Origin of the sequence: Paenibacillus sedimenti (assembly GCF_014534655.1) — a bacterium.
GTDB lineage: Bacteria > Bacillota > Bacilli > Paenibacillales > NBRC-103111 > Paenibacillus_E > Paenibacillus_E sedimenti.
On the sequence record NZ_JACVVD010000006.1, the window covers coordinates 201,265 to 224,153 of the forward strand.

Consider the following 22,889-nt stretch of genomic DNA (forward strand, 5'->3'; position numbering starts at 1 on the left):
TTTCTAAGAATAGCACTTCAACATACAAAAAAAGGACACCAAGCACAGTAAAAGTGCTCGACGTCCTTTTTCATTTATAGCTTAGCTTTCACCCAGTCGCACCACGCCAAATCGCCCTTCACCCTCGCCAAAGCTTTATGAAGCAGCACATAATGGCTGAATTGCGGATCTTGAAGCCCCAGTTCGTCCAACCGCTTCTCACAATTCTGCTGCAGTTGCTCATACGATTTCTCAAATTTAAGCAGCCTTTGCCGATAAAAAACTTCTCGATCCTCGATCACTTTCCTCGCCTGATCCCTGTCTACAAGACCGATGCAGTACACTTTGAGCATCAATTCATCCCTGGTCACAGGCTCATCAGTCGGCTTCAATATCCATTGCCTGAGCGCCTCCCTGCCTAGTTCTGTAAGCGAGTACACCTTTTTATCGGGTTTATCCGATTGCGGAACATGCACGAATTGAACATGCCCCTTCTGCTCCAGCTGCGCGAGGAGGGGATAAATCTGACTGTGTTTGGCTTGCCAGAACGGTTGGATATGCTGCATAAGTTCATAGCCTGTTCGCGAATTTCTATTCAAAAGACTGAGCAATCCGTAGGAAAGGGTATTCATAACGCTCCTTTATTATGTCATTATTGACATATAGATGAGTTGGTAGTATGATGATTTTCATTCAAATTATAGAGAAACCAGACCGTAAGATCAATGGATAGAGTGGAGGCATTATTGTGGTTAAGGATGAATTGCAGCAGGTCCGATTTTGGCCGATTATGATCGCCATCTTCTTTGGATCGTTCGTCTCGATCTTGAGCATGAGCACGATCAATATCGCGATTCCTATTTTAAGCGAACATTTTCAAACCGATTTGAGTAAAATCCAGTGGACGATCACGGGCTTTATGCTCGCAAGCGGCACCATCGCCCCAGTCACCGGATATTTCGGCGAACGCTTCAGTTATAAACGATTGTACGCGTTGGCGCTTATGGGCTTCACCCTGTTTTCCCTCTTGTGCGCAATCGCTTGGGATGCTCCTTCGCTTATAGCTTTCCGTATCGCGCAAGGGGCGTTCAGCGGACTGATTATGCCTGCTACCATGACGATCGTGTATCAAGTCATTCCACGCGCCAAGCAGCCGATCGCAATCTCCCTATGGTCGCTATCTGCCATGATGGCTCCTGCCATCGGACCGACACTAAGCGGCTGGCTGCTGCAAAATTGGAGCTGGCACTGGTTGTTCCTGATGAACATCCCGGTCGGCATCGTTGCCATTGTCCTGGTCTTGAAGCTCATCCCGTATTACCGGCTTCAAGTACCGAAAAAATTCGACCTCATCGGTTTGCTTACAGTCATTATTAGTAGTCTATCCTTATTGATTGCATTCAGTGAAGGTCATGCCTGGGGCTGGTCATCCGGCAAAACCATCGGACTCATCGCGCTCGGCTTTATCATGCTGCTTCTTTTCATCTGGCGGGAGCTCAAAGTCGAGACACCCCTGCTTAATATCTGCGTTTTGTCCAATGGTCGTTATACCTTAACGCTAATTATTAGCAGCATCGTGACGATCAGCTTGTACTCCGGTACGTTCCTAACCCCGATCTTCCTGCAAAATATTCAGCATGTCACGCCGCTCGATACCGGCTTAATCCTGCTCCCGGCTTCGCTTGCCATGGCGCTGTGTATGCCGCTTGTAGGCAAGCTGTACAGCATTGTCGGACCGCGCGTACTCATGTTTACCGGTATCGCTTTGATCGCGCTGGGGACTCTTACGCTGAGTTGGTTGAGTGTGGACGTAGCACGCGGCTACATCGTGTTCTGGATGATCGTGCGGAACGTCGGCATCGCCTTCGCCACCATGCCTTCCAGCAACGCCGGGATGGAGCAAATTCCGAGGAACTTGACCGGTCACGCGACGTCCATCAGCAACTGGATACGCAACGTGTTCGGTTCCTTCGCGATTGCGTTGTTCACATCCGTCTTGTCCTCTCAGACCACATCTCACGTTACAGAATTAGTCGGCGCCGGGATGAAGGATAAAGGACAAATCAGCATGCTCTCCTTTACGATGAGCGTGAACGATGTGTACCTGCTTGCCACGTTCATCGTGCTGGCGGCGCTGCCGCTCAGCTTATTCGTAGGCAAGCAAAAAGCCGATCAAACGGCAGCCGCTGGTGCGTCGCTTCAGACGAAGACGGCGGAATAATGTACAAAAGCCGCTCCTCAAGTATCGATCTTGGGGGACGGCTTTTTTAATCAAGAACAATTAAGGTCGGACTCTGTTTAACATCAATAAAATTAGCTTTTCTATAAGATGGAACATTATGCCCGTTGCAACTCCGATAACCAGCCCCGTAATGATGTGTGTCCCTAAAAATTTTTGACCGGTTCCAGGAATGCCTCCGATCGCAAATCCAAAAAAGAATCCAGTAAGTTTGTACTCTCGCGGATTCCCTTTCCTCGCAATAACATCATAATTAAATGCATGCCACATCGCGAAACTGTAAACAGAAGGTAAGAATAGCGTCGGATTGTCAGCAAATATCAAATTAGCCTTTTTAAAATTTCCTGTAAAAATACAAAAAATGGTTACGTTCAACTTTGTACGAATTAAGGTAATTAAACTGATAGTCATGAAAATTACACCTAAGATTTTATTTCCCAGATAAAGATGTCCTAGCCCTGGCTGAACTATAGACCACATTAATGCAACAAATTTACTTCTATTCTGAGCTTGTTCTTCGTTCATTCATGTGGGATCTCCTTTAGTTATTTGCTATAGAGTCCCCAAAATAATCCAAACATAAACATAAACCTCCATCAGAGCGTCAACCCTCATACGTCCCCAATCCATGAAGCCTTGCTGAGGAACAAAAAAGCCTCCTGCGAAAGGAATTCATCCTTCGCAGGAGGCTTCTGTTTTACCCCAAAACCACGCGGTCATCCGACAGCTTGCTGCCGCTGATTTGTTCGAACTCACCGAGCAATTGCAGGGCGGTGAGGTCTTTTTTGCGTTCCTCGCTCACATCGAGGATGATGCGGCCCTTATCCATCATGATCAGGCGGTTCCCGAGCCGGATCGCCTGCTCCATGTTATGCGTGACCATCAGCGTGGTCAGCTTCATTTCGCGCACGATGTCCTCGGTCAATCGTGTAATCAGCTCCGCGCGAGCCGGGTCGAGCGCGGCGGTGTGCTCGTCAAGCAGCAGGATCTGCGGCTTGGTGAACGTCGCCATCAGCAGGCTGAGCGCCTGCCGCTCGCCGCCGGAGAGCGTGCCGACCTTGGCGCGCAATCGGCCTTCCAGGCCGATGCCCAGCCGCTGCAGCTGCTCCAGGAACAGCTTGCGCCTAGCGGCTGTGACGCCGAAGCCGAGCCCGCGCTTTTTACCGCGGGCATACGCCATGGCGAGATTCTCCTCGATGGTCATCCGAGGAGCCGTCCCCGCCATGGGGTCTTGAAAGACGCGGCCGATCCAGCGGCTGCGCTCGTACTCCGGCAGGTGGTGAATGACTTCACCGCCGATACGCACTTCGCCGGCATCCGGCGTCATCACGCCGGAGATGATGTTCATCAGCGTCGATTTGCCGGCGCCGTTACTGCCGATGACCGTGACGAAATCACCCGGCTTCAGATTCAAGTTAATACCGATCAGCGCGATTTTCTCATCCGCCGAACCGGGGTTAAATAATTTAGAAACGTTCGAGAGCTCAAGCATCAACGCTCACCTCCCTTGTTAGGCTGAAGCGCCTGGGCGATGAGCTCCGCCGTTCGGCGCTTGGCCATGGCCTTTTGCTTGATGGAGCGCTGCAAGGAAGGAAATACGAGCGCAATAATAACGATAATCGCGGTGATCAGCTTCAGGTCCGAAGCATTCAGCCACTCGACGCGCAGCGCAAGTGCGACGACGATCCGATATACGATCGAGCCGAGTACCGCAGCCAACGTTGCCATAATCACCGTACGCGCTCCGAAGATCGCTTCCCCGATAATCACCGAAGCAAGACCAATAACGATCATCCCGATTCCCATCGAGATGTCGGCAAAGCCCGATTGCTGCGCAATAAGCGCGCCGGATAACGCCACAAGTCCATTGGACAAGCTGACGCCCAGAATAGTTGTATGATCCGTATTGGCACCGAAGCTGCGAATCATGCGGGCATTATCTCCCGTAGCCCGCAAGGCAAGCCCCAGATCCGTATGCAGGAACGCATCGAGCAGCAGCTTCAGAACAATTACAATGATCAATCCAAGCGCGATCGGCGATATCGAGGTGAACAGCGTATCAGCGCCCAGCAGTGAAATGTTCGGCTTGCCCATGATGCGCATATTGATCGAATACAAAGCGATCATCATCAGAATACCGGAAAGAAGGCCGTTAATTTTCCCTTTCGTATGCAGCAAACCTGTGCATGCTCCTGCAGCGAGGCCGCCGGCGAAGGCTGCCAGACAAGCCAGCATAGGCGCGTACCCATGAGAAATCATGATGGCCGCGATAGCTCCGCCTGTCGTAAAGCTTCCATCCACCGTCAGATCGGGAAAATCAAGAATACGGAACGTGATGTAAACACCAAGCGCCATAAGCGCATATAGAAGACCTAGCTCAACGGCTCCGTTCAACGAACTAATCATTTGAAAACCTCCGTTATTCCAATTTACAACAGAGCGACATCAACACTTCGGCCCTAACTGAGAGAAAAAGGAGCGAACGAAAACTTTCGTTCACCCCTTTTTCGAGAAGCCGGGTTACTGAATGATGTTCTTCTCTTTATCTTTAACTGCGTTTTTCATCGCATCCGTCACTTCAATGCCTTGTGCTTTGGCGGCTTTCAGGTTCAAGATCAGGTCCAGCTTGTCAGGAACCGTTACTTTCATGTCTGCCGGTTTTTTGCCGTTTTTCAACACTTCAACCGCCATTTGGCCAACTTGGTAGCCATGGTCGTAGTATTTGAAACCGACGGTTGCAAATGCGCCTTTTTCTACGGTATCACGATCGCTGGAGAAGAAAGGAATGTGCTTCTCGTTCGCAATTTGAATGATCGAATCCACGCCGCTAACAACTGTGTTATCGAGTGTAATCAAGAATACGTCAGCGCGTCCAACCAAGGATTGAGCCGCTTGCTTGACTTCGGACGTATTCGTTACAGGTGCTTTTACAAGTTTGATGTTATGCTTAGCCAGGGACTGCTCGGCATTTTTCGCCATAATGACAGCATTCGGCTCGCCTTCGTTGATGACTAAACCTACCGTTTTCACTTTTGGCAAGTTAGCCGCAACGAAATCCATCAACTGCGCAACCGCCTGCGGATTCGTGTCCGACGCTCCGGAAACGTTACCGCCCGGCTTGTCCATATTGCTTACGATTTTAGCTGCAAGCGGGTCAGTTACAGCCGCGAATAAAACCGGAGCTTTTTTCACTTGCTGCACAAGCGCCTGCGCGGATGGTGTTGCGATACCCAGCACCAAATCATTTTCGGCGGAGGCGATTTTTTGCGCGATGGATAGGTTGTTCGGTTGATCGCCTTGCGCATTGTTGAAATCAACCTTCAAGTTGGTGCCTTCTACGATACCCGCGTCTTTCAGCGCTGCAAGAAATCCTTGACGGGTTGCATCCAAAGACGGATGTTCAACAATTTGGGAAATCGCCACTTTGTACGTTTTTGCCGCTGTGGTTGCTGCCGGAGTTGCCGATGCAGCACCGCCTGCTGCCTGGTTGCCGCCAGTTGCCGCTTTCTGGCCGCATCCTGCTACAGTTATTAACGCCGCGGATAATACGAGTGTTGCTAATGTTTTCTTTTTCAAAATCATTACCCCTCTCTTTGAGTCCCATGATAAGATATAGTCTGCCTTGAATCTTTCACCCGCTCACCTCTTTAACGCTTCTATCCAGCAAAGTGTAAAGGTGCGGGTCAGCGAATGTCCAAGGTGAATTTGAATTAACCATAGTTTAATTGGCTGTCCCGTTTCCGTCAATTGTTTTATATGCTTTTATAGAAATCCCGGAGCAGTTCATCCATCACCCGGTTCGTTCTCGCTGCCGAAACTCCAGTGCTCGGACTGCGCCCCACTCCCCGCAACTCGTCAACGATTCTCTGAATGAGCGGCTGCTGTATATGCGGAGGATTCGGGATCGTTAACGCTTGGATCTGCCCGTCCGCTAGCTCCATGCGTACATCTTCACCGAAGGTGGAAAAGCTGATTTTGCCCAGACTCCCGATAATCTCATTGCTGTCACTTCGGGTGTAAGAACTAAAACACCATGCCCCTGTGCCGATGACGCCCGATTGGAAAGCATACGTCGACGTCACCAAGTCCTCGACTTGATGCTGACCCGACTGATTGACCGCGAACCCTTGGACCTCACCGATAGGGCCGAGCAAATAATCCAGAATGTCGAGCGTATGACTCGCCAGATCGACAAAAAGACCGCCGCCGGAAAGCTCCGGCTGCATGCGCCAAGGAAGCGTTTGGCCTGCCGTCGGTCTCAGTGTTTGGAGCTGTACGGATTGAACAAATCGGATATCGCCGATCGCACCGCTGTCCAGAAGTTGCTTAATATGAGCGAACCGCGGCAGCCCTCTCCGGTAATATGCTACATATAGAGGAACTCCGGCCGCTTCGCAAGCGCTTAGCATGTCCAGGCATTCCTCGTGGTTTCTTGCCATCGGCTTTTCCACATAAACCGGTTTCCCTGCCTTCGCGGCCAGCAGCGTATACTCCCGATGAAATGCAGGCGGTGTAGCCACATAAACGGCATTCACGTCAGGATCATGAATCAGCGCCTCTGCCTGATGATACCATTTGGCAACCCCGTGCCTGCGTGCATAATCTTCAGCTAACGCTCCATTGCGCCGCATAACAGCGACAAGTTCAGAACCTTCTGCCTTTTGCAGGGCAGGACCGCTTTTCACCTCGGTCACATCTCCGCAGCCGATGATCCCCCATCGAATCGGTTCCATATGCTTAACCTCCACAATTACTCCGTTTTGACAGGTAACGTAATAACGAATGTCGTACCTTTGCCTAAGGCCGATTTTGCTATCATTTGACCGCCATGCTTCTGCACGATGCTGAGACAAACCGGGAGCCCCAAGCCGGTTCCTTTCTCTTTGGATGTATAAAACGGCTCAAAAATTCGCGCCAGCTTCTCTTCCGAAATCCCCGTCCCCGTATCCGAAATCAGAAGCTCCACATGATCATTGGCGTGTTTGGTTTCGATCTTAATCACTCCACTGCCATTCATCGCTTCAAGGCCATTACGCACCAGATTGAGAATTAACTGCTTGATCTCCTTCTCATTGAGGAGCATAGGAGACAGGTCCGGTTGAAGCAGAAGCTCGACTTGAGCGCCGCGCATGTTGGCATCGGCTTGTATGATGGGATGCAGCGACCTCACGATGGCATTCAATTCCACACTTTCCATGGGGACATTACGATTTTGCGCCAGCGACAGGAAATCATTAATGATTTCATTCGCCCGATTCAGTTCCTCCAGTATAAGTACGAAGTACTCTTGCAGCTCTGGGCCCGTGCGCTCTTTGATCAGCTGGATGAATCCTTTGATCACCGCCATCGGATTCCGAATTTCGTGGGTTATGCTCGCCGCCATTTGACCGACCAGAGAGAGCCGCTCCATCTGACTAAGATCATCCTTTAACTGCTCCATTTCCGTAATTTCCTGATAAATCCCTACGGCTCCCAAAATTTCCCCATTTTTTTCAATCGGGTAGGCATAGCTTAGAAAAGATTTTCCGTCATACAAGGAATAGCTCCCTACAGTCCTTATGCCGTTCAAAGCTTTCGAAAGAACGGTCTTTTCATAGTTCACACCAATTTGCTCCATGAAATTCTTCAAGCTTTGACCGATAATATCATCCCGCTTTAGCTGCGGAATGTACGTCATCGACATCTCGTTGAAGTGGACAATGCGACCGTGTTGATCTACGGATATGACCGAAATCGGCAGAAAATTGAGCAGCGTTTGCAGATCTTTGGCATATTCTACAGCTTCTGATGTCAATTTTCGAAGCCTTCTGTCCAGCCGCTCTTCTTCGGAAATGTCTTGAAAATAGGCGGTTAACCCTACAATTTGATGTGTGATCGGGTCCACTATGGGCGTGCTGTCCAAAAGGATCGTACGGTCTCCGACAGGAACACGTACTTTATGAAAGATTTGACCGTATTTGAGGGAATTCCAAAGGGGGCAGTCCTCATCGCCAGAGCAGCAACCGAACGCTGCTCGCAAGTCCATCCCCATGATCTCCTTATCGCTTTGCTGCACCGATTGGATGATTTGACGTCCTCCTTCATTGATGAAGACGATTCGGCCTTGAACATCGGTGGAAAGAAAACCGCCCGGAATCTGATTAACCATCCAGGACATCATATTTTGTTTGAAAGCCAATTTCTTCAAGATGCGTTGATAAATCCCGTACAGCAGTCCGATGGTGAGCAGCCAAACCGCCATCGTCAAGCCAGCTACGGTGAAGGACCCTTCCCGCGGCATATAAAAGCCGATCAGCATGGTCAAAAGCACCGATAGCCCCAAGCAAGTTAGCCAAACCCAACGTTTTACATGCAGAATCAGATCCTCACCCCCCAAATTTACATTACAACTATATTCGACGCAGCGACTTCCTCCTCCTTTACAAATACTAATAAACAGATTATTGCACAACCGTATCGGGGGATTTCGATTCCGCAAACAAAATGGCATTCCAACCCTTGGAATGCCAGGATTGAAATGCCATTATGCGTTAAGCGCGTACTTCGGAGTGTGAGGCAAGGCGGATTTGCTTCATCGCCTGCGGTTCGATCGTTTGGAACTGCTGATCTTGAATCTGCAGTTGTTGAGCGGCGAACTCCCGGTACATGTCGTGAGTCTCCAGCAGTTCCTGATGCGTACCACTTCCTGTCACTTTCCCTTTGTCTAGAAAAATGATCTGATCGGCATCTACAACCGTAGACAGACGATGCGCGATGACTAGCGTTGTGCGCCCCTGCATCAAATTTTGCAGTGCCTGCTGCACCACGACCTCGGACTTGCTGTCGAGACTGGAGGTTGCTTCGTCCAGCATGAGGATCTTCGGATTACGCAGCAGTGCACGAGCGATCGCAATCCGCTGACGCTGTCCGCCGGACAGCTTGATGCCGCGCTCTCCGACCTCGGTGTCGTACTTATCCGGCAGCTCCTCAATAAATGCATCCGCATAGGCCATTTGGGATGCGCGCTGCAGCTCTTCCTGCGTGACTTCGCGCTGCATGCCGTAGCAAATATTATCGCGTATCGTTCCGGCAATGAGCGGACTTTCCTGTGAAACGTAGCCGATCTGGCTGCGCCAGGACACGAGCGAGAATCGCTCTATCGGATCTTGGCCCAGCTTGATCGAACCGTTCTGCGGCGCGTAGAACCGCTCCAAGAGCGAGAACATCGTCGTTTTGCCGCTGCCGCTCGGGCCGACAATGGCCGTTACTTTGCCCGCTTCCATCGTGAAGCTGACGTTTTTCAGGACCGGCTCCCCTTCTTTGTAGCTGAACGTGACGCCTTCAAGATGCAGGGACTGCGATGCGTTTTGGAGCGTCTCCCCCGCATGCGGGTTCTCCTCTTCGTAATCCAGCACTTTGAGGATGGTATCGGTCGCCCCCATCGTTTTTTGCACTTGATTGAAAAATTGCGTGATCTGCGTAATCGGCAGGACGATCTGGAACAAGTACAGCATGAAAGCGACCAGTTGGCCCGCCGTAATCGCGCCGGAAGACACGCGCATGCCGCCATAGCCGAAGAGCACGACGAGCAGCATCAGCATCACAAAAGAAATCAACGGCGCCATCATCGCCTGGATGCGGCCTTCTTTTAACCCGAATTGGAACAGCTTCTGAATGCCTGAGCTTCCCGCGTTATACTCGACCGGCTCGGCGTTAGCGGCTTTGACCAGACGAATTTCGGACAGTACCCGATTCAGCACGGAGGTGAAGCTGGCCGTCTCGGCTTGCAGGCCCTTGGATACTTTGTACATTTGTCTGCCCAGCGGGAAAAGGATGACAAAGGCCAGCGGGAATACGCTGAACATGATGAGCGTCATTTTCCAATCCATGTAGAGCAGAACGCCGATCGATCCTATGATCGCAATGATGCCGGTTATAAAACCAGCCATGTGCTCGGTAATGAGGCCTTTAATGATGGCAGTGTCATTCGTCATGCGGGAAATGGTGTCGCCCGTCTGGTTGTTATCGTAATAACCCACGGGAAGAACCAGCAGCTTCTTCCACAAGCGGTCGCGTATGCCCGCCACAACCCGCTGTCCCGCGTAGTTAAGCAGGTAAACCGAGATCCCTGAGGCAATAGCCTGTGCCACAAAAGCGATAGCCATCCCGCTAATCTGCGCCCAGCTCAGCGAGCTGATCGAGAAGCTGTCGACGACGTTTTTGGTGAAAAGCGGAATTACCAAGCCCACCAGTGTAGAAATGATACTTAATCCCAGCGCTATGCTTAATACGAGCTTGGGCGGATTCGCCTGAATGAGCAGGCGGACGAACGCGCGCCAATTGCTCTTACCCGAATGCTCTGATGAAGTCGTTGTTGCCATCTGTTTCTCTCCTTTACCCGATCGGACTCCCGTCCGTTCTCTGTGAATGACCTTACCCCTGCATCATACACATCTATTTTAAACGGAATATAAACTGGATGGATCGGGCCGGGGGTTGAACAGACTCGCGCGCTGCGCGAGAACTAAACCCTAACCTTTAATGCGATTAACGATTAAAAGTCCATATACAACGAATATTGTTAGAGATTTATGGACTTTTATTGCGCTCGGAGCCTGAAACGAAACGATTGCTCATCATTTGCGTCACCGATATGCTTTATTTGCGACCTTTGTTCTTGTACGCCTCAAACGTAGGCAAGTCCTGATGATTAATCCTAAAGATACCGTCATTCAGTAAAAGAAAAGCCCGACGCCCCCCATTTACGATGGATGCGCGCCAGGCTTTTGCTTGTTACCGAACTTCAATTGTTAGCGTCGGACTTCCTTCCAAATACTGGGAATTTCTTGCGGGTGCAATGTGTATATCAAATGTATCACCAGGCATTGGAGCGAAACGAATTTCCGGCACGTATACGTCCCCGATTTTAACGTAGGAGTATTCTAATCCCGTTACTTTATAAGCTACCCCTGCCATTGTAGCTGTAACCTCGAAATCTTCGATCGTCAGAAGTTCTGCTATAGAGTTATCCAAAACCAAAGTGACCACATTATTATCGACACTGCCTCCAGTAATTGCAGCTTGTAATAACCTACCTCCAGCCGGGCTCTCCACTTCAGGCATATAGATCGGTTCTTCATTTGTCAGCTCATTCTTAACAACAAAATTCGGAACGCCGGCTTCAAAAGTCAGGTCAAAGACATGCCAGTACGGTTCATTATTACCGGTATTTGGAACGACAATCGGTCCTAGAATTTGCGCAAATCCACTTGAATTCTCCTTGTACACATTAACCGTAACTCCCGCACCTGCGAGATTCGCATCACCGGAGTAATTATTCACATAAAATTTATAGGGTCCATAGACTTGTTGGGAGACAGTTGACAATATGGTCTTTTCCAAGCCTCCCCCGTGTGTAATATCCTCGTCTAAATGGGCGTATTGGAGATCTTTATACTCATAAGTGTCATTTCCATAGTAGACATGAAACGGTTTTCTATCCGGCTTGGCGCCTATCAAATGTGAATCCAAATCCCTTGGTTGAGCGCCCCAACTAAGTTCAATTCTGATGTCACCTATTTCTGGAATAGGTGCAATCTCTAATTTATTCGCAACATTCGCATCTTCGCCAGGCACTAAAACTTTCGTGATAAAGGCAGGCGCATAACCCTTTCGATTAATCTCCATGGTATATGTATCCTCAATTAAATCAACTTTGTACATACCGTTCGAGTTCGTCACGGTTTTCGCAGCTACTTCTCCTAAACGAATGTTATCACCTACCCGGAATTTTACTTCCGCATCGGAAACCGGCTCTTGCGTTTCTCTGTCGGTCACTTGGCCAATGATAAACTTTTGTTTATTAGACTTGGGCTCAATGCTATGAAGCAGGAAATTCAAGTTGCTCAAACGGAGATTTCCTACTTCCGTTTCCTCCGAATCTGTAAAATCCCAACTATCCATCATCGGGTCAAACGAGTACTCAGCAACATCCCTGATGTCAAAAGAATCACTAGGATCGATAATAATCAAAGGAAGGTTAATAGAACCAAAATCAGGTAACTCAGCTATTAAACTATGTACGCCTTTACTCAAGGGACCGTCAAATTGAACACGAGCTAGTGTATCCCCTGCTCCGATCGCCTTCCCGATCAGCTCATTCTCTTCCTCATTCGCTTCATAAATCCTGACCGTTGCTCCTTCCGGCGCATACAGAAAAATATCCGGCTTCATATCATGTGTAATGAGAGTGGATATAGGCGAAAAGATTCTGAAGCCTGGTAACTCATCAGCCGATACTTCTTTAACCAGAGTCCATGGACTCAACAACAAAATAGCCGATAATAAAATGGCAAATAGACGAAACTTATGCGGTTTCATAGAATAAATCCCTACTTTCTTATGTTACTCTAAGTGAGCTTGATTGACAGAAATGGACATTGAAATGAACGACTTATAAATTTAGGAGCTGTATGACGAGGCGTTGAATGGGTTATTCTTCTATATCATAACAAAATTCGACTAAAAATTGTGTTTTTTTCGAAAAAATTTATCAAATATTTATATCAATCCAGGATCTTTTTACAACATTCCCGGTTTCTTCGGTGAATTCCGATTCTAGCACACTATCATGCAATAGAAAGATGTTCAACATGAGAAAGCTGCCCCCATGAAGAGGACAGCTTGTTTTTTTAATGCGATGATGTGGAAATTAAGCCCACTTTGTTGATCAGATGCTGACTTTCGTGATTGAGCCCCGTAATCGTGACTGTTTTGCCGAGCTGCTTATATTTATGAATGACCTTGGTAATTGCCGTGACGGCAGATTGATCCCAGACGTGCGAAGCGCGGAAGTCAATCACGACATGCTCAGGATCCTGCTGAGCCTCAAAGATGTCTACAAAATGGCTCATCGTCCCGAAGAATAGCTGCCCGGATATTTCATACACCTTGTGATCCGCACTGTTCAGGTGCGAGGTCGCCCGTATTTTAGCCATTTTCCAGCCAAAATTCAACGCACTCAAAATGACCCCGGAGACAACGCCTATCGCCAAATCTGACGTTGCCACTACAATGATGACCGTCAGTACCATCACCACCGCATCGCCGCGGGGTATCCTATGCAGCGTGCGAAGCGAGTTCCAGTCAAAGGTGCCGATCGATACCATGAACATGACGCCAACTAGCGCGGCCATTGGGATTTGCCGAACGACGGGAGCCAATACAAGAATCAGGAAAAGTAAGAACACACCGGCTACGAGCATCGAGAGCCGCGTTCTTCCGCCTGACTTCACATTGATCACCGTTTGTCCGATCATCGCACAGCCGGCCATGCCTCCGAAGAATCCCGTAATGATGTTCGCGATACCTTGACCGCGTACTTCACGGTTTTTGTCACTCTTGGTTTCCGTCATTTCATCAACGATGGTCGCTGTCAGCAGCGATTCAGTCATGCCGACAACAGCCAGAGCCAGCGAGAATGGCAGAATGCTCATCAGCATGCTCCAAGACAGATGAATTTGAGGTACGTGAAAAAGCGGCAGCGCCTGCTTAATCGTCCCCATATCTCCAACTGTGCGCACATCGATATGAAGGGTGACCGTCACAATGGTGACGACAATAATGGCAACCAAGGCGGACGGCACCGCTTTAGTCAAACGCGGTAGACCATAGATAATAAGCAGTGTGGCCGCAACCAGTACATACATGATCCAAGATTCACCTGCAAAGCTAGGCAGCTGCGCCATAAAAATAATAAGAGCGAGCGCATTCACAAAGCCGACAATCACCGAATGCGGAACAAATGTAATGAACCTTCCGAACTTGAGGGCACCCATCACCCATTGTAAAATGCCCGTCAAAATGCTGGCTGCATATAAGTATTCGATCCCATAACTGGCAACTAAAGGCCCCATCAGGGAAGCCATAGCCCCTGTCGCGGCGGAGATCATGCCGGGCCTGCCCCCTGCAAAAGATATCGTAACGGCAATGATAAAAGAGGCATATAATCCCACCATCGGATCCACACCGGCCATAATCGAAAAGGCAATCGCCTCCGGAATTAGCGCAAAAGCTACGGTTAAGCCCGACAATACATCTTTGCGGACATTACCAAAGAAACCTTGTTGAAACCACTGCAACAGCAAAGTCATCTCTCCTTATAAAGTTGGTTGTGACACTCCACTCTCAGGATTGTCGGGGCCGATATTCGCTTTCTTGATTATACGGGGCAATTGAAAGTTTTTCAGGCTCGAATCGTTCTATGAAAGCGTTTATACGCATTGTTTTCTTCTATATTCTCTGAATTTCTCTGTTTTTTATGTTTTCCACATGAAAAAAAGCCCCATACGCCAGGAGGCCGCTAAACGCAAGCATACTCCAAGGAAGAGGCTGGCGTTGTTGTCACGGAAGAGTTACAATGGGGTGAGAACAACAAAAAATGAAACTATATTTCATACAATGGAACAACCCATGTGGAACAATCAATAACATGAAGAGGAGTGCCGAAAAATGAGCTATCACTTTGTAGGGATCGATCACGTGCAGTTGGCTGCACCGCAAGGTTGTGAGGAGCAGGCAAGAAAGTTTTATGAGGGAATTCTTGGGATGACCGAAATTGCCAAGCCTGAAAAGCTGCAAGCCCGTGGCGGTGTATGGTTTCAGTGCGGACGCCACCAGGTTCATATCGGCATGCAGGACGATTTCCACGCAGCCAAAAAAGCCCATCCGGCATTCGAAGTACAAGGCTTAGCTGGGCTGCGGGCTCGCCTGGAGCAGTATGGCGTCAAGGTCAAAGATGACGACGCGCTGGAAGGCGCAGTACGATTCTTCGTCGATGATCCTTTCGGAAATCGGATCGAATTGCTTGAGTGGTTGAAGTAACCACTTACCGGTGCGAAGGCAGCACCGTGTAATCCCGCCACTCCTCCGGCAGCAAGCGCTGATACAACGGCTGCAAGTAGCGGTCGTCGATGAGCAGCAGCACGCCGCGATCCGATTCGGAGCGGATCAATCGGCCCCCCGCCTGCTGCACTTTATTCATGCCGGGGAAGACGTAAGCGTACTCGTAGCCATTTTTACCAATGCGGTCCATGTATGCTTTGATGATGTTGCGCTCCGGTCCGAGCTGCGGCAGGCCGACGCCGACAACGGCGACTCCCGTGAGCCGGTCTCCGACGAGATCGATACCCTCGGAGAAGATACCGCCCATGACGGCAAAGCCGACGAGCGTATCCTCGCGATCAGCTTCAAACTGGGCCAGATACTGTTCCCGCTCCTCCTCGGACATCTGGGCTTGCTGCACGAGAAGGCGCAGCCGACTCATGTCCGGGTTTCCCACGACCATATCCGTAAAAGCCTCATACACACTGCTCATATAGGCATATGACGGAAAGAACACCAAATAATTACCCGGTCGTGTTGCCATCAGCTCGTAGAGCGTCCGTGCAATCGGCTCCCGGCTGCGCTCCCGGTCCTGGTAGCGCGTGGATAGGGGCTGGATCCGCACATCCAGCTGCTCTTTGGAGAACGGTGACGGTACGGAGACGGAATAGTCGTTTTCACCTGCGCCTAACGCGTCCATGAAATAGGACAGCGGCGATAGCGTCGCCGAGAAAAACACGTGCGCCCGGTACCCCTTTCCCATCTGCTGCAGCAGATGGGAGGGGTCGAGGCAGAACAGCTTGACGGTGACCTCGCTCTTCTCGCACGCGGTAAAGGTCACATACCGCTCATCATACAGCTTCGCGATACGGACAAAATTTTGCGCGCTGAAGTACGTGTCCAGCAGCAGCGGACTCGGCGTGCCCAAGCGCGTCGCCACAAGTTCCCGCTCCGCCTGGGAAATGAACGACTCCAGCAGCGCGATCAGCGTCTCCGGCAGCTCCTGCCAGGTTTCCATTTCTCGCTCGCCGATCCGTTTACGCACCGTGATCAGGTGCTGGTTAACCGCCTTCGCCGCATCGTGCAGCTGAGCGTGAACGCCCTTAAATTCTCGCTGTAAAGCGAGATAATCGGATTTATTCAGCGCGCTCGAATACATCTCCCGAGCCCGATCCACCAGATTGTGCGCCTCATCCACGAGTAAAGCGGTCTGCCGCTTTTGCTCCTCGAACAACCGCTTCAAGCTGACGCGCGGATCGAAGACATAGTTATAGTCGCAAATGACCGCATCCGCAGCATAGGCGACATCCAGCGAGAATTCGAAGGGACATACACGATGCTTCCGCGCATACGACTCAATCACCGGTCTGGTCATCGCCGTCTCATGCCGGAGCAGGTCGAGCACGGCTTCATTGATCCGGTCGTAGTAGCCGTCGGCAAATTCACAATGTTCCCTGGAGCAGCGCACCTCCTCCTTAAAACACACCTTCTCCTTCGCTGTAATGGTCACCGTATGCAAATGCAACCCTTTGGCGCCCAGAATGGCATAGGCTTCTTCCGCTGCCGTGCGAGTGATCGTCTTCGCCGTCAAATAAAAAATGCGCTGAAGCAAGCCCTCTCCGATTGCTTTGACCGAGGGATAGAGCGTCGACATCGTCTTCCCGATGCCCGTTGGCGCCTTGGCGAACAATTTATGCCCATCTGCAATCGTTTTATACACCGCCCCCGCAAGCTTGCGCTGGCCTTCGCGGTATGCTTCGAATGGGAACGGCAGCTCCTTGATGCTCTCATTTCTTCGCCGTTCATGTTCTTTTCTCGCGTGGGCATACGGGTAAAACCGTTCCACCACATCAAACACGAACCGTTCAAGCTCCTCATACGATACCTCTTCGGCGAATCGTTTCGTTTCCTCCGTCTCCACCTGCATATAGGTCAGTTGTACGCGCATGCGGTCTAATCCTTTATCCTTGGCTACCATGTAGGCATAGCATTTGGCCTGCGCCCAGTGCACCGGATAAGAATCCTCCGTTATCAGTTCAATGTCCGATGAGGTCGACTTAATTTCATCTACTGTCACTACGCCCATATCCTCATCCAATAGAAGCCCATCGCATCTTCCATCAATGACAAAAACAAGTTCCTGATGTGTAACTTCCGCAGAAACATATACCTCGCGTTGGTCTTGTTCACTGTATTGTTTTTGTACCTTCTGGTGCGCTTTCGTGCCCTCGGTCAGCGTCGTACTCGTCCGAAATCCGGCATCAATACTGCCGCTGCGATGCACATACTCCACGAGGGAGCGCACCGAAATATGAATGGTATCCGTCATGTTTTTCTCCGCCCAAGAACATTTGTTCCTTATTGTAGCATGATCATACATGAAAAAGAAATATGGCCTTGCTTTTCTTTCCAATTCGCGTTATTTTATTGCCTCATATTGATACGGATGCTTTTCGAGTGGTACATTTAAGGAATCTCTTATCTGCGCTCCTCCGGAGGAACCTTACGATGAATAATCACTCTAAAATTGCCCCTTTATTCGGCAAAGTACAGAAAATGGTACAGCTTTATGAAGAACATGAAAAAAGAGAGAAAGACATTTTTATCGCTGTCGCCCGTCAATATGGGATCAAAAATTTGTCCGGCGATCTCACCATTTCCGAAACACATGTCATTGAGCAAATCGGCAATCACGAAACGATCAGCGTGACCCGGCTTGCCGAGAAAATGGGCATGACCAAAGACGCCATCACTAAAATCAGCGCCAAACTGCTGGATCGCGGATGGATTGAGAAGTTCGCCATGAGCGGGAATCGTAAGGAAGTTCAATTCCGGCTGACGCCTGAAGGTCGAGTCGTATACGAAGTTCACGAACAATACCATCTATATGCGGAGAAATTTTTCCAAGAGTTCATTAATAAATACACGGATGCTGAGTTTGAATTCATCGACCGATTGATCGGCGATATCACTCAAGCCATAGAAAACTCGATGGCCGCTATGGGCACCATTGTAAAAAAATGAAAGAAGCCGAATGCGGCTTTCTTTTCTAAGCCAAGCCAAGATATGCTACAATAGTCCGGTATGGGAAATATTACTATCGAGAAGGGAAAGCTGCCATGATCTTTCTCACCCAGATATTGCTTAAGCTGCTGCGATTGAACAACAAATTTATTTTCATCTCAGCCTTCGTGCTCATTATGATATCCTCTATTGCCGCTTATTGGCTCGAGCCGGATAACTTCGGCAGCTTTTTCAACGGCTTTTGGTGGGTAATGACGACCGTAACCACGACCGGTTACGGCGATTTCACACCAAAAACGGTTTCCGGCAAATGGCTGGGCATTTTCCTCTATATATTCGGCATCGGATTAATCTCCGTTACGATTAGCAAAGTCATCGACTCTTTATTCGTATATAGACAACGCAAGGAGGCGGGCAAATTGAAATATCAAGGAGAACAGCATTTTGTCATCATCGATTGGAGCAAGAATGCCGAGCTCGCCATTCAAGAAATTCTGGGCACAGACCCCAAAGTGGAAATCGTTCTGATTGATACCCTGGAGAAAACGCCAATCATCCATAGCCGCGTACATTACATCCAGGGCAACCCCATAGCCGCAGAGACTTTGGAGATGGCCAATATGGCCAAGGCACGCTCCGTATTCATTTTCGCCAACGAGATTACGCAAGATCAGGCGATGCTGCGCGATCCATCCTTCGTCGATGGCAAAACGTTGCTCGTCGCAACGACGATTGAACGGAATTATAACCATGTGCATACAATCGTGGAAATCAAAGACCGGGCCAATATGCAGAACTTCATGCATGTTAAAGTCAATGAATTCATCCTTGGCTCGGAGACTATTTCCCAGCTGGCGGTCCGCGCGGCTTTTTATCCCGGCTCCTCCCGAATCGTATCGCAGCTCCTTACTAGGGAGTTCGGCGACAATTTGTATGTACTCAGCAAACGAAAGGCATGGAACACTTACGGCGATGCGTTTCACGATCTACTCAAAGAGGGTGCAACCCTCATTTCCGACGGCGACCAACTGAACATTAACCGCAAGCTGGATCAGCCCATCCCGGAGGGAGCGCGGTTATTCGTCATTTGCGATATGGATACCTACGACCGCATTTCAACGTTAAAATGAAACGAAAAAAGGACACCCGCTCCGATCGGAGAGAGTGTCCTTTCCCTTATTCCTTGGCCTTCAGCCACTGAAACGGTGTCGTATTGAAAAAGAGGTCCGGATTGACCTGCACATTATGCGCCCAAAAGGCGAAGTGCAAATGCGGTCCCGTTGAGAATCCGGTCGTGCCCACAAGGCCAATGATATCGCCCTGCTTGACCTTATCTCCTGTTTTCACGCGCAGCTCCGACAAATGAGCATACTGCGAAAAAAGCCCCATCCCATGGTCGATATAGATGGCATTTCCGGTCAAGTACAGGCTGTCGGCCAGCGCGACAACGCCGTCGTTCGTCGCCTTGATCGGGGTACCTTCCTTGGCGGCCAGATCAATGGCCATATGCGCGCTGTCGTATTTTCCGTTTACATAACGGGTATACCCATACGGCGTAGTCAAAACCCCTTCGACCGGCTGCACAAACGGTCCGCTGAACAGAAACTCCGGCTCCGACTTGCTGCGCGCCAGATTGATTTTCTTCTGATCGGCTTGGATACGCGCTGTATCTTGCCTCATGCTTTCCATTTGCTGCGTCACTTTTAAATACTGCGTATCAAATTTCTTGGCCTGAATGGTCAGCGTTTGATCGCCGATCGGATATTTCCCGGGCTTGGCCTGCATAGTGATGGGCAAATACGTAAAGTAGCCCGACCCGAAGGGCTGCAAGGTATACGTTTTACCCAGCCACTCTATTTTTCCCGGCTTATTATGACGAACGAGCACGACATCTCCGGGAGCTGACGTATCCGGCAGGACCGTCCATTCCGCGCGGATCGATGCTTTGGCGATATCGGCGGATGGATATAACGCAGCTTCTTTCTTCAGCTGTTGAAGCCGCGCTTTCTCCTCGAGCATCGCCCCCCGAATCGCTGATGTAACCTCATCGCTCCAGGTTTGCCCTCCATCTGCCGTCACCAGCAACGGAATCTTAAGCTCCTCGGGCTCTTCCACGAGTGCCCATCCGATCCGGTCCGTTAGAAATTGTATCTTTTTAATGGCATACACTTTGGATCCGAACGTCAGATTAGATAGCTGCTGATACTTGCTAAGGTCCACCAATCCAAGTACCGCTGCATCTGCAGCTTCATTGCCCGGAGCAGGCTCGCTTGGTACACTTGCCTCCGTCTCCTGCCAATGCACGCCACCATCCTCCGTCTTCATCATACCGTCTGTATAGCGCAACCAGCCCTGTTCGAAGTCGGTCATATGAAAATCGAGCGCATTCCGAAGGACAGGCGCCGCGGTCTGCTTGGCGGCCGCAAACTGCTCGTTCTTCTGTTCAAGAGACGGAGCCGACGCCAATTGCTGTTTTCCTAAGTACACAACGATACTTGCAGTCAGTAAGCAGAATAACGTGAGAAAAAGCCAATATTTCGGTGAGTACAGTAGCGAAAGGCGGCGCTCGTGACGCATTCGCGGTTTCATTCAGACATACTCCCCTTCCCATGAAAGCGATCAGCTTGATTATGGCTTTATCATAACATACTATTTACTATTTCTTGACCTGTCCCTGGTCTTATCTTTGTCCCCGTGAAAATTTGGTCATCTTCCCAAACAAACCGGTCCAACAAAAAAACCATACAACCCGGAAACGTAGCGTATCCGGATTGTATGGTTTTCTACTTTTTTTTATGTGCCTATATTTGCACGCCTTTTTTTAGCGTTTTTTGATCGTTGGTGTTATTTACGACAGGAAGCAGCTTGGTACTTCGAACCATGGCTGACTGACAAAGATGGCAAGTCGGTACATATTCGAATGCAAAATTATCCCGCATCCAGCCTTTACAGCCTTCTTGTTCACAAGACCATATCGTCACATTTTCTAGAGGCATCTCTTCAAGCGACTTTTTTCTGGAATACATGATAGCCCTCCTTGAATTGAAAAAAACTGCCCTTACACTTGTTAAGGGCAGTTTTTTTAATGATCTTACAGTTTTACAACGTTTTCTGCTTGTGGACCGCGGTTGCCTTGAACTACGTTGAACTCAACGCGTTGGCCTTCGTCCAAAGTTTTGAAACCGTCGCCTTGGATTGCGCTGAAGTGTACGAATACATCGTTTCCGCCTTCAACTTCGATGAAACCGAAACCTTTTTCTGCGTTAAACCATTTAACTGTACCTGTTTGCATAGAAAATACCTCCAAAAAATTATTAACATGTTTATTATTCTTCAAAAGAAAAAAATTCACACATTGCACAAGGTTCCATCACACAAATGTCAACCCTTTACAATATGTGAATTCAGGTTCTTTGTCGATTGAGTTTATCTTACCACATCGGCATTGAAAACGCAAACTTAATCCACAGGAAAATGAATGCAATAACGCTCAGTCCCTGTGGATGAGTAAGCGGTTACTGTTTATCCACACGTTCCAGCCAATCCAGTGCAAGAGCTTGGAACATTTTCGGCTGCTCCATAGGGAGCAGATGGCCGGTTCCATCCAAGACGGCAAATGTCGCTCGAGGGAACAAACCCATCAGCGTTTGCCACGAATCCTGGTAGCCGCAAATCGCATCCTGTTTGCCTGTGAGGATGAGTGTCGGGATCACAAACGGGCGCTCCGGATGATCAATATCAGTAGAAAGCGGATATCGCCGCTCACGAAATGTTCCTGAAAGGAATTGGCGATCGCATTGCTCGCGGCCTGGCCATATCTCTCGTTCGAACTTCTCCCAGTTCTCGCGATTATGCCATACAGCCAACGTTTCGAAGGAGCCTCGCGGTTCCTCGGACAATTCGGCAAGCAGCCCTTCGTCACGCTCCAGAACGATTATATCAGGTAAATTCCGCTCGCCTTCCCGTTGGTTCAAAGGAGGGGCAATGAGCAGGATGCCGTTTACCCGGTCCCGATGATGGTGCAGCAGCCCTCTGGCAAGCAAAGAGCCGTAGGACATGCCGGCAAGCGTATAAGATTGATCAGGCACGATCGTTTCTACGAAATCGAGCATCACCTCCAGCAAATCATCGGAACTTTTCATCCATGACTCGGCCGGGGATTGCCCCATACCAGGGATGTCCACATAAATGCGCCGCCACCCGGGTTGCCGTTCAAACAACGGTTCCAGCCACGCCTTCATAGACCTAAGATCAAAAGCAAGCGCGTGTAAGATCACGATCGGGCGGCCTTCTCCTATAGATTCGTAATGCACAACTGCTCTGCTTAGTTGACATCGCAACGCTGTTCTCCCCTTACCTTTAACCTTTTCTGTAAAATTACTTTATCACATTTTACTTACGTTTTTCTTCCCATAATCCAGCTTGCGATAAAAGCTATGATGAAAGCCGGAATCAGGATTTTGGATATTGTGAATAAATCCCAAGCAAAAGAGTCGCGGCTAATAAATAAATTAATAAGGATCAAAACGAATGATACAGCAATAAAATTGATAGATTTCCTTTTCACAAAAGCTACCTCCTGAATTAAATATATGCCGCCTGTTAATTTTTCCCTTTACTATATTTCTTGTTCAGCTAATCTACCACCTTTTTTCCTGCTTGATAAAGCTGATTCGCTTCTCTCACCTGGATCATTAACGCGTTGATGCATCCCCAACTTAAGTCTAGGTGCCCTCTTAGTCTCAAGACGGTTTGCTCGGTTCGACATCGATCGTACAATGAGGGC

General features: G+C 49.4%; 20 protein-coding genes. 4 read left to right on the plus strand and 16 right to left on the minus strand.

Annotated elements, in window-relative coordinates; translation table 11 throughout:
• Positions 1–74: 74 nt before the first annotated feature.
• Positions 75–611: a PadR family transcriptional regulator gene (locus ICC18_RS18385; RefSeq protein WP_188175897.1), complete on the minus strand. Its 537-nt coding sequence runs from the start codon at positions 609–611 to the stop codon at positions 75–77.
• Between the two features lie 116 nt (positions 612–727).
• Here ICC18_RS18385 and ICC18_RS18390 point away from each other — a divergent pair, with 116 nt between their 5' ends.
• Positions 728–2,200, plus strand: a complete 1,473-nt coding sequence (locus tag ICC18_RS18390) for a DHA2 family efflux MFS transporter permease subunit (protein WP_312029555.1) — start codon at positions 728–730, stop codon at positions 2,198–2,200.
• Positions 2,201–2,260: 60 nt separating this feature from the next.
• On the opposite strand, the gene ICC18_RS18395 is transcribed toward ICC18_RS18390, so the two are convergent.
• From ICC18_RS18395 to ICC18_RS18435, 9 genes are all read right to left on the minus strand, one after another.
• Entirely contained in the window at positions 2,261–2,743 is a 483-nt protein-coding gene (locus ICC18_RS18395) for a hypothetical protein (protein ID WP_188175898.1), read from the minus strand.
• Between the two features lie 172 nt (positions 2,744–2,915).
• Positions 2,916–3,710 (minus strand): ABC transporter ATP-binding protein, encoded by a 795-nt coding sequence (locus tag ICC18_RS18400; RefSeq protein ID WP_188175899.1) that lies wholly within the window; start codon positions 3,708–3,710, stop codon positions 2,916–2,918.
• A complete protein-coding gene (locus ICC18_RS18405) occupies positions 3,710–4,624 on the minus strand; it encodes an ABC transporter permease (protein ID WP_188175900.1) in 915 nt (304 codons plus the stop codon). Before ICC18_RS18405 ends, ICC18_RS18400 begins: the two co-directional genes overlap by 1 nt.
• 114 nt (positions 4,625–4,738) lie before the next feature.
• Positions 4,739–5,794 carry an ABC transporter substrate-binding protein gene (locus tag ICC18_RS18410; RefSeq protein WP_188175901.1) on the minus strand — a complete coding sequence of 352 codons (1,056 nt, stop codon included), beginning with the start codon at positions 5,792–5,794 and terminating at the stop codon, positions 4,739–4,741.
• 176 nt (positions 5,795–5,970) lie between these two features.
• Complete coding sequence (locus ICC18_RS18415) at positions 5,971–6,951, minus strand: Gfo/Idh/MocA family protein (protein WP_188175902.1); 981 nt, start codon at positions 6,949–6,951, stop codon at positions 5,971–5,973.
• A gap of 17 nt (positions 6,952–6,968) precedes the next feature.
• Positions 6,969–8,528, minus strand: coding sequence for an ATP-binding protein (locus ICC18_RS18420; protein WP_188175903.1), 1,560 nt, complete (start codon positions 8,526–8,528; stop codon positions 6,969–6,971).
• A gap of 220 nt (positions 8,529–8,748) precedes the next feature.
• Positions 8,749–10,578 carry an ABC transporter ATP-binding protein gene (locus tag ICC18_RS18425; protein ID WP_188175904.1) on the minus strand — a complete coding sequence of 610 codons (1,830 nt, stop codon included), beginning with the start codon at positions 10,576–10,578 and terminating at the stop codon, positions 8,749–8,751.
• Between the two features lie 412 nt (positions 10,579–10,990).
• Positions 10,991–12,577, minus strand: a complete 1,587-nt coding sequence (locus ICC18_RS18430) for a carboxypeptidase regulatory-like domain-containing protein (protein ID WP_188175905.1) — start codon at positions 12,575–12,577, stop codon at positions 10,991–10,993.
• 311 nt (positions 12,578–12,888) lie between these two features.
• Positions 12,889–14,340, minus strand: a complete 1,452-nt coding sequence (locus ICC18_RS18435) for a SulP family inorganic anion transporter (protein WP_376745646.1) — start codon at positions 14,338–14,340, stop codon at positions 12,889–12,891.
• 367 nt (positions 14,341–14,707) lie between these two features.
• Between ICC18_RS18435 and ICC18_RS18440 the strand changes: the two genes are divergently transcribed.
• Entirely contained in the window at positions 14,708–15,079 is a 372-nt protein-coding gene (locus tag ICC18_RS18440; RefSeq protein ID WP_188175907.1) for a VOC family protein, read from the plus strand.
• Between the two features lie 4 nt (positions 15,080–15,083).
• Here ICC18_RS18440 and ICC18_RS18445 read toward each other — a convergent pair whose 3' ends face one another.
• Complete coding sequence (locus ICC18_RS18445) at positions 15,084–17,408, minus strand: ATP-dependent DNA helicase (protein ID WP_188175908.1); 2,325 nt, start codon at positions 17,406–17,408, stop codon at positions 15,084–15,086.
• A 179-nt stretch (positions 17,409–17,587) separates the two neighbouring features.
• Between ICC18_RS18445 and ICC18_RS18450 the strand changes: the two genes are divergently transcribed.
• Both ICC18_RS18450 and ICC18_RS18455 read left to right on the plus strand, forming a co-directional pair.
• Positions 17,588–18,103: a MarR family transcriptional regulator gene (locus ICC18_RS18450; RefSeq protein ID WP_188175909.1), complete on the plus strand. Its 516-nt coding sequence runs from the start codon at positions 17,588–17,590 to the stop codon at positions 18,101–18,103.
• Positions 18,104–18,198: 95 nt separating this feature from the next.
• Positions 18,199–19,233 carry an ion channel gene (locus ICC18_RS18455; protein ID WP_188175910.1) on the plus strand — a complete coding sequence of 345 codons (1,035 nt, stop codon included), beginning with the start codon at positions 18,199–18,201 and terminating at the stop codon, positions 19,231–19,233.
• Between the two features lie 46 nt (positions 19,234–19,279).
• Here the strand turns inward: ICC18_RS18455 and ICC18_RS18460 are convergent, their stop codons facing one another.
• The 5 genes from ICC18_RS18460 to ICC18_RS18480 form a co-directional block, all read right to left on the minus strand.
• Positions 19,280–20,692 (minus strand): M23 family metallopeptidase, encoded by a 1,413-nt coding sequence (locus ICC18_RS18460; protein ID WP_223192678.1) that lies wholly within the window; start codon positions 20,690–20,692, stop codon positions 19,280–19,282.
• A 212-nt stretch (positions 20,693–20,904) separates the two neighbouring features.
• Positions 20,905–21,129, minus strand: coding sequence for a cold-shock protein (locus ICC18_RS18465; RefSeq protein WP_188175911.1), 225 nt, complete (start codon positions 21,127–21,129; stop codon positions 20,905–20,907).
• 65 nt (positions 21,130–21,194) lie between these two features.
• Complete coding sequence (locus tag ICC18_RS18470; RefSeq protein ID WP_054817005.1) at positions 21,195–21,395, minus strand: cold-shock protein; 201 nt, start codon at positions 21,393–21,395, stop codon at positions 21,195–21,197.
• 223 nt (positions 21,396–21,618) lie between these two features.
• Positions 21,619–22,443 (minus strand): alpha/beta fold hydrolase, encoded by an 825-nt coding sequence (locus tag ICC18_RS18475; protein WP_223192679.1) that lies wholly within the window; start codon positions 22,441–22,443, stop codon positions 21,619–21,621.
• A gap of 56 nt (positions 22,444–22,499) precedes the next feature.
• A complete protein-coding gene (locus ICC18_RS18480; RefSeq protein WP_188175912.1) occupies positions 22,500–22,670 on the minus strand; it encodes a hypothetical protein in 171 nt (56 codons plus the stop codon).
• Between the last annotated feature and the right edge of the window lie 219 nt (positions 22,671–22,889).